The organism is Thioclava indica, from assembly GCF_000714545.1.
GTDB lineage: Bacteria > Pseudomonadota > Alphaproteobacteria > Rhodobacterales > Rhodobacteraceae > Thioclava > Thioclava indica.
Map to the genome: position 1 here is coordinate 20433 of NZ_AUNB01000035.1, position 7522 is coordinate 27954.

At 62.1% G+C, this 7522-nt stretch carries 8 protein-coding genes; 6 read left to right on the plus strand and 2 right to left on the minus strand.

What is annotated here, in order from left to right; translation table 11 throughout:
• Positions 1-16: 16 nt before the first annotated feature.
• Genes DT23_RS11670 through DT23_RS11685 form a run of 4 tightly spaced genes read left to right on the plus strand, consistent with a single transcriptional unit; the run spans position 17 to position 3374 of the window.
• On the plus strand, positions 17-1147 hold the full coding sequence (locus DT23_RS11670; protein WP_038131446.1) for an isocitrate/isopropylmalate dehydrogenase family protein: 1131 nt from the start codon (positions 17-19) through the stop codon (positions 1145-1147).
• On the plus strand, positions 1144-2424 hold the full coding sequence (otnK, locus tag DT23_RS11675; RefSeq protein ID WP_038131448.1) for a 3-oxo-tetronate kinase: 1281 nt from the start codon (positions 1144-1146) through the stop codon (positions 2422-2424). Before DT23_RS11670 ends, otnK begins: the two co-directional genes overlap by 4 nt.
• Positions 2421-3053 (plus strand): 3-oxo-tetronate 4-phosphate decarboxylase, encoded by a 633-nt coding sequence (gene otnC, locus DT23_RS11680; RefSeq protein WP_038131449.1) that lies wholly within the window; start codon positions 2421-2423, stop codon positions 3051-3053. The genes otnK and otnC overlap by 4 nt, the downstream gene beginning before the upstream one ends.
• A gap of 3 nt (positions 3054-3056) precedes the next feature.
• Complete coding sequence (locus tag DT23_RS11685; protein ID WP_051697250.1) at positions 3057-3374, plus strand: putative quinol monooxygenase; 318 nt, start codon at positions 3057-3059, stop codon at positions 3372-3374.
• Positions 3375-3391: 17 nt separating this feature from the next.
• Here DT23_RS11685 and DT23_RS11690 read toward each other — a convergent pair whose 3' ends face one another.
• A complete protein-coding gene (locus DT23_RS11690) occupies positions 3392-4321 on the minus strand; it encodes an aldo/keto reductase (protein ID WP_038131450.1) in 930 nt (309 codons plus the stop codon).
• Positions 4322-4466: 145 nt separating this feature from the next.
• Complete coding sequence (locus DT23_RS11695; RefSeq protein ID WP_038131451.1) at positions 4467-5174, minus strand: GntR family transcriptional regulator; 708 nt, start codon at positions 5172-5174, stop codon at positions 4467-4469.
• 98 nt (positions 5175-5272) lie between these two features.
• Here DT23_RS11695 and uxaC point away from each other — a divergent pair, with 98 nt between their 5' ends.
• Positions 5273-6679, plus strand: coding sequence for a glucuronate isomerase (uxaC, locus tag DT23_RS11700; protein ID WP_038131453.1), 1407 nt, complete (start codon positions 5273-5275; stop codon positions 6677-6679).
• 148 nt (positions 6680-6827) lie between these two features.
• Positions 6828-7522 (plus strand): mannitol dehydrogenase family protein (locus tag DT23_RS11705; protein WP_476718435.1); only part of this gene is annotated, 695 nt, incomplete at its 3' end.

Here is a 7522-nt window from a genome sequence, read left to right on the forward strand (position 1 = left end):
GCACGAAGGAAAGACCATGTCGCAAAAAGACTTTGAGATTGCCGTAATCGAAGGAGATGGCATTGGTCGCGATGTGACCCAAGCCACGTTCACCCTGTTGGATCAGGCCTGTGACCGCGTTGGCGGGCTGAAATTGCGCCAGAACGCGATCCGGGCGGGCGCGGGCTATTACCTCGAGACGGGGGTCGATATCGAACCGGGCGGAGAAGAGCGCGCGGGTGAGAATGATGCGATTTTCCTCGGGGCCATCGGATTGCCGAAAGTGCGCACTACGAGCGGCACGGAAATCTCGCCGCATCTGCGTTTGCGCGAACGGTTCCAGCTTTATGCCGGGGTGCGCCCGGTGCGCGCTTATGCCAACACGCCGCGCCGTCTGTCTGATCCGCGCAGTGCCAATATCGACCTGATCGTGTTGCGCGAATCCACCGAGGGGTTGTTTTACTCCGCTGCCGTGCACGGGCGCGCCGAGGTGATCGGCGATAGCGAAGTGCGCGACATCATGCGCATCACGCGTCACACCACGGAGAAGCTGCATGACTTTGCCTTTCGTCTGGCACGCAAACGTCGTTCGCGTGGAAAACCGGGGCATCTGACCTGCGTGGACAAGGCCAATGTCTTTGAATCCCAGGCGTTCTTCCGCAAGATCTTTGACGAGCGTGCCGAAGGGTTCAGCGATGTGGAGAGGGGCTATAATTACGTCGATGCGCAGGCGCTTGATCTGATCCGCCGGCCCTGGGATTTCGATGTGCTGGTCATGGAAAACATGTTCGGCGATATTCTGTCGGATCTGGCCGGTGGTCTGGTTGGCGGGATGGGCATGGCGGCCTGTGCCGAGATCGGCGACGATCACGCCCTGTTCCAGCCCGCCCACGGCAGCGCGCCCGACATCATGGGGCAGGACAAGGCCAACCCGCTGGCGGCGATCCTGAGCGGTGCGCTGATGCTCGACTATCTTGCCGAAACCCATAACAGCCGGGCTGCACAATCGGCGGCGCTGCTCGTCGATACGGCGGTCGAGCGCGGTTTTGAGCAAAACCGCCTGCGCCCGATGGAGTTTGGCGGCGACATGGGCACGGCAGCGATGACGGCCGAGCTGGGGTTGCTGATCGACGAGATCGCCTCTGGCACGGAGACGGGTGCGCAATGACGGGGCAGGGCGATCAGATCGAGATCGGCGCGATTGCCGATGATTTCACGGGGGCCTGTGATCTGGCGGTGATGTTGCGCCGCTCGGGGATGCGGGTCGCCCTTAGGGTCGGCGTGCCCGAGGGGACATTGCGCGAGCGCGCCGATGCCGTGGTTGTGGCGCTGAAAACGCGCAATATCGCCCCCGATCTGGCCGTCGCCGAAAGCTGCAAGGCGGCGCGCTGGTTGCGCGATCACCTCGGGGCAAAGCGATTGTTTTTCAAATATTGTTCGACGTTCGATTCCACGGACGCGGGCAATATCGGGCCGGTCAGCGATGCGCTGATGCAGGAGGCGGGCGCAAAACGGGCCATCGCAGCGCCCGCCTTTCCCGAAAACGGTCGGCGCGTGTTCATGGGGCATCTGTTTGTGGGTGATCGCCTGCTGTCGGAAAGCTCGATGGCGCAGCACCCGCTGACACCGATGCATGACCCCGATCTCGTGCGGGTGCTGTCGCGTCAGCGCAGCGCTCCGGTCGGCTTGATTGACAAGACCTGTATCGATCTGGGCGCAAAGGCGGTGCGCGCGGCCTATCAGGATGCGGATGCGGGCACGATGTTGATCTGCGATGCCGTTTGCGACGGTGATCTTGATACGCTGGCGCAAGCGGTTCTCGATGCGCCGTTGGTCACGGGGGGCTCGGCGATCGGGGCGGCTCTTGCGCGCCAGATCATGGCCGGGCGCAGCGCGCAGCGCGATGCCTTCACCCGGCCCGATCAGGCCCAGATGCGGGCGCTTGTCCTGTCGGGTTCGGGCTCGGAGATGACGCGGGCGCAGGTATCCCAAGCGATTGCGGTGGGCTATGAGGCGATCAAGGTGGGCGCGGCAGAGGCGGGTCAGCCCGAGGCTCTGGCAAAGCAGGTTCTGGACCAACTGGCGGCGTGTTCCAATCCGCGCCAACTCGTTTATGCCACCGACCGCCCCGAACAGGTCCAGGCCGTGCAAAAGGTTTTGGGCCGTGAAGAGGCCGGTGCGCGGCTTGAGACGTTCTTTGCCATTCTGGCGCAGCAGGCCGTCGCGCGGGGCTATAACGCTTTCGTCGTCGCGGGTGGCGAGACCTCGGGTGCTGTCGTGCGCGGGCTCGGGGTGCAGGAACTGGCGATTGGCCCCGAAATCGCGCCGGGTGTGCCTTGGGCGCAGGGCGGGGGGCTGTGGCTTGCATTGAAGTCAGGCAACTTCGGACAGGCGGATTTCTTCGAAACCGCGGTGTCGATGCTGGAACAAGGAGAGCCTGCATGACCAGCAAATTGCGCGAAGAGATCTGCAAAATCGGCCAATCGCTTTATGCGCGCGGATATACCGCCGGTAGCTCGGGCAATATCTCGGTGCGGCTGCCTGATGGCGGCTGGCTGATGACCCCGACCAATATCGCGATGGGCGATCTCGACCCCGCCGAACTGGCGCTGATCGACGCGCAGGGGCGCTTTGTGTCGGGACCAAAGCCGACGAAAGAGAGCTTTTTGCATCTCGCCATGTATCGCCATCGTGCCGATGCAGGGGCGGTCGTGCATCTGCACTCCACCCATGCTGTCGCCGTGAGTATGCTGGAGGAAACCGATCCAGATGCCGCGATCCCGCCGCTCACGGCCTATGCGGTGATGAAGCTGGGCAAGGTCAAGCTGGTTCCCTATTTCCCGCCCGGCGATCCGGCGCTTGGCGATGCGGTGGCGGCGGTGGCGGGTAAGCATCATGCGGTGCTGCTGGCCAATCACGGCCCTGTCGTCGCAGGTAAGGATCTGCGCGCGGCGCAATATGCCAGCGAAGAGTTGGAAGAAACCGCCAAGCTTTTGTTTATCCTTGGGGATCGGCGCTACCGTGCCTTGACGCCCGACGCCATCCTTGACCTGCAACACCGTTTTCCGAGCTGATCCATGTTTGTCATCACCGTCACCTTCACGATCCATCCCGGCCAAATGAGCCGGTTCATGCCGCTGATGCGCGCGCAGGCGCGGCAATCACTTGAGCGCGAAGAGGGGTGCCTGCGCTTTGACGTCTGCACCGAGACCAAATCCGATCCCGCGCGCGTGTTCCTGTATGAGGTCTATTGCGACGCCGCCGCCTTCGAGCAGCATCTCGCCAGCGCCCATTTCCAGCAGTTCGACAGCGCGGTCGCGCCGTTTGTGCAGGCAAAAGAGGTGCAGTCGTGGGAATTGTCGCCATCCGGTCAGGCGTCTGTGAGCGTGCTCTAGGCGCTCCACCGGCGCGTTTAGGTTTCGCTGCGATCCGTTGCCGGGGGTGGTTCGGGGCTCAATGCGCTGATGCGGGCATGGATTTCGGGCGTCATGTCAAACTGCAAAGCGGCCAGAGACGGCCGCAATTGTTGTGACGTTCGCCCCGATATGATCGGCATCGGGGCCGCAGGATGGGCGGCGACCCAAGCCACCGCCAAAGTTGCGGGATCGGTGCCGATCTCGGCCGCCAGATCGGTCAGCCCGGCGGCCGTTTCCAGCATCCAGCCCTCCCGATAACGCGATTTGTAAACCGTGTTCTGCGCCAGTCGCCCGGTTTCGCCGCGCTGGTATTTTCCGGTCAACAGACCGGCGCCCAAGGGCGAGTAGGACGCAACCGCAATGGCCTGATCTGCCGCCATCGGCAAGAGTTCAACCTCGGCCTGACGTTTGAGCAAGCTGTACATCGGCTGGATGATATCGATCGTCAGATCGAACCTGGCCGCGACCGCGACGGCTTTCATTACCTGCCACGCGGCGAAATTGGACAGCCCGACATAGCGGATCTGTCCGGCCTGTTTCAGGACCGCCAAAGCCTCCATCGTTTCGTGCAAATCGGTGTGGGGATCAAAGCGGTGCATGTAGAGCACATCAATCACATCAAGCTTCAACCGCCTGCGCGAAACGTCGAATTGCGCCGCCAGATTGGCCTTGCTCGCATCCCCGTCGCCGCCAAATTTCGTCGCGATCAAAAGGCTATCGCGGTCCGTTGCGATCATACCAGACAGCATGGTTTCGGATGCGCCGTCCCCATAGCCGTAAGCGGTGTCGAAATGGTTGATGCCTGCACTGCGACAGGTGGCAAACATATCCTTGCTGGCCGCTTCATCCGCGCCGCTGCCAAACTGCATCGCGCCAAAGGCGAAACGGCTGACCGGTGTTGCGTCAAGTGTTGTGATCTGGGGCATCGAGGGACTTTCGAAATACGATCCAAAGGGCTGGCGCACGAATTGAAACCCAAGTTTACAAAGCAACCAGCGCCAATGAAAGGGGCGGTCTGGTGTCAGACCAGGGTGCAAAACCCTGTCTGCGTCAAAGACGGAAGAGGTGCACCTAGCTATGTCCGGTTTGGGGTTCGAATAGTTCGCCGTGATCGGCCTGGATGCGGTCGATCTGATCGAGGATACGCGCCAGATGAACACGCATCGCCTGCGCCGCGCCATCAATGTCGCGTGCCTCTAGCGCGGCGAGGATCTTTTCATGATCGTGAAACGCATCCTGCGAGGCGAAAGAGAGCGACAGCATACGCACGCGATCCATATGGCCCTTGTTTTCAGCGATCAGCTCCCATGTGAACCCCAGGCCAGCACGGGTGCAGATCTCGCGATGGAACTGGTCATCAAGAGTGTGGAAGCTTTCCTTGTCTCGTTTCGCCATCGCGGCACGCTGTTGTTCGATCAAATCGCGCAATGCAGCAAGGTCGTCATCCGTGAGCGCGGTGACTGCAGTGCGCACGGTCTCGACCTCAAGCGCGTTGCGGATAAAGCGCGCCTGCAACACAGCCTTTGGCGAGATCAACGAGACCATTGTCGCGCGCTGGGGCCGAATATCAAGAAAACCGAGCTTGGAGAGTCGATAGAAGGCATCGCGCACAGGCTGGCGCGAGACGCCCAATTGTTTGGCGACCTCCACTTCCGAAATCTTGGTGCCCGGCGGCAGCGCAAGCGCCAACACCTGTTGCTGCAAATGATTGAAAACAGCGTCAGTAACCAACGTGCGTGCATTTTGATCTAGCTGAGGCAAAGGCAGGGGCGCGAACATCGGAACTCCTCGTTGACGGATCGGCTATTCTGGAATATTAGTTTATTAGTGTAGTGAAAGTCTACTGTAGAAGATAGGGATGGGGGGAGAGATAGGCCATGGCGCTGCTGCATGAAGATCGTCTTCTTCCGGTCGATCCGGGGGTTCGTGCGCTCGCACACGAACTTTATGACATGGTCAAGGACGCCCCGATCATCTCACCTCACGGCCATACCGATCCGCGCTGGTTCGCGCTGAACGAGGCTTTCCCCGACCCCGCCCAGCTTTTCGTAACGCCCGATCACTATGTGTTCCGGATGCTGCACAGCCAGGGCGTGCCGCTGGAGGCGCTTGGGGTGCCGCGCGCCGATGGCGGCGCGACGCAAACCGACGGCCGCAAGATCTGGCACCTGTTTGCGCAGAATTATCACCTGTTTCGCGCCACCCCGTCACGGATATGGCTGGATTATGCGTTCGAGACGATCTTCGGCTTTACCGAGCGGCTGAGTGCCGAGACGGCCGATCTGTATTACGACCGTATCTCACAGGCGCTTCAGCGCCCCGAGATGCGCCCGCGTGCGCTGTTTGAACAGTTCAACATCGAGGTGATCGCCACCACCGAAAGCCCGCTGGATGATCTGAAATGGCACCGGATGATCCGCGAAAGCGGCTGGGGCGGGCGGGTGATTACCGCCTATCGCCCCGATCCGGTGGTGGATCCCGATTTCGAAGGCTTCGCGGGCAATGTCGAAACGTTCTGTCAGCTTGGCGGGCAGTCGGGCACTTCCTTTGCCGCCTATCTGGACGCGCATCGCGACCGGCGCGCCTATTTCGCTTCTTTCGGGGCGACCGCGACCGATCACGGGCATCCAACGGCGCAGACGTTGAATCTGGACGCGGCGGCAGCGCAGGCCCTTTATGACAAGGTGCTGTCGGGCAAGGCTGACGCCAAAGAGCGCGAGGCGTTTCGCGCCCAGATGCTGACCGAAATGGCCAAGCTGTCGTGCGAAGACGGGCTGGTGATGCAGCTTCACCCCGGCTCTGCGCGCAATCATTCCGACCCGGTGCAGGCCCGCTTTGGTCGCGACAAGGGCTATGATATTCCGACGCGCACCGATTATGTCAGCGCGCTCAAGCCGCTTCTGGATGCGGTGGGCCAGGACCCCGATCTGCGCGTCATCCTGTTCACCCTTGACGAGACGACCTATGCGCGCGAACTGGCGCCGCTGGCGGGGGTCTATCCTTGTTTGCGCCTTGGTCCGGCATGGTGGTTCCATGACAGCTTTGAGGGCATGTGGCGCTACCGCGAGATGACCACCGAAACGGCGGGTTTTTACAACACCGTGGGCTTCAATGACGACACCCGCGCCTATCTGTCGATCCCGGCGCGCCACGATGTCGCGCGCCGGGTCGATGCCGGTTTCCTTGCCACTTTGGTCGCCACGGGGCGGCTGACGGAAGAGGAAGCGCCAGAGGTCATGCACGACCTCACACACAGGCTTGCACGCCAGGCCTATAAGCTCTGAACGAGAACTTTCCGGAAGGGAGAACGCATGAAGGCAATTCGGACAGCCGGTGTCGCGCCGCTGGTATCGCACGCCTGTTCCCCCGCCGCGCGCTACATCCATGGCGCGGTGCTGAATCTTGATGGAGGCTGGCTTGCCCGCTGAACGAATGACCCGCCAAAACCCCGCGCTGAAACCCGGTATCGTCCACCTCGGCCTTGGTGCGTTTTTCCGCGCGCACGGGGCGATCTACACCGCGCAGGCGGTGGCGGCCTCGGGCGGTGATTGGGGGATTGTCGGCGTGTCGCTGCAATCGCCTCGCATGCGCGATGCGCTGGCACCGCAGGGCTTCGCCTATACCGCGCTGGAGCTTGGTCCCGAGGGGGAAACGCCCCGACCCATCGAGAGTGTCTGTGATGTTCTGGTGGCGCGTGAGGACCCACAGGCGGTGCTTGAGGCGATGGCCGATCCCGGCGTGCGTATCGTCTCGCTTACCGTCACCGAAAAGGGCTATTGCCATGCGCCCGCGACCGGCGCGCTGGACCCCGATCATCCCGATATTGCGCATGATATGACCCACCCCTTGCCTATCTCGGCACCCGGATATCTGGTGCGTGCGCTGCAATTGCGCCGCGCGCGCGGCCTGCGCCCCTTCAGCGCGATGAGCTGTGACAATCTGCCCGAAAACGGGCGGGTGCTGCGCGGCGTGGTGCTGGATCTGGCGCGCCGGATGGACCCGGATCTCGCGGATTGGATCGCAGCCGAGGGACGGTTCCCTGCGACCATGGTGGACCGGATCGTGCCCGCAACCAAGCCCGAAGACATCGCGCGGCTCGAACGGATTACCGGCTGGCATGACGCTGC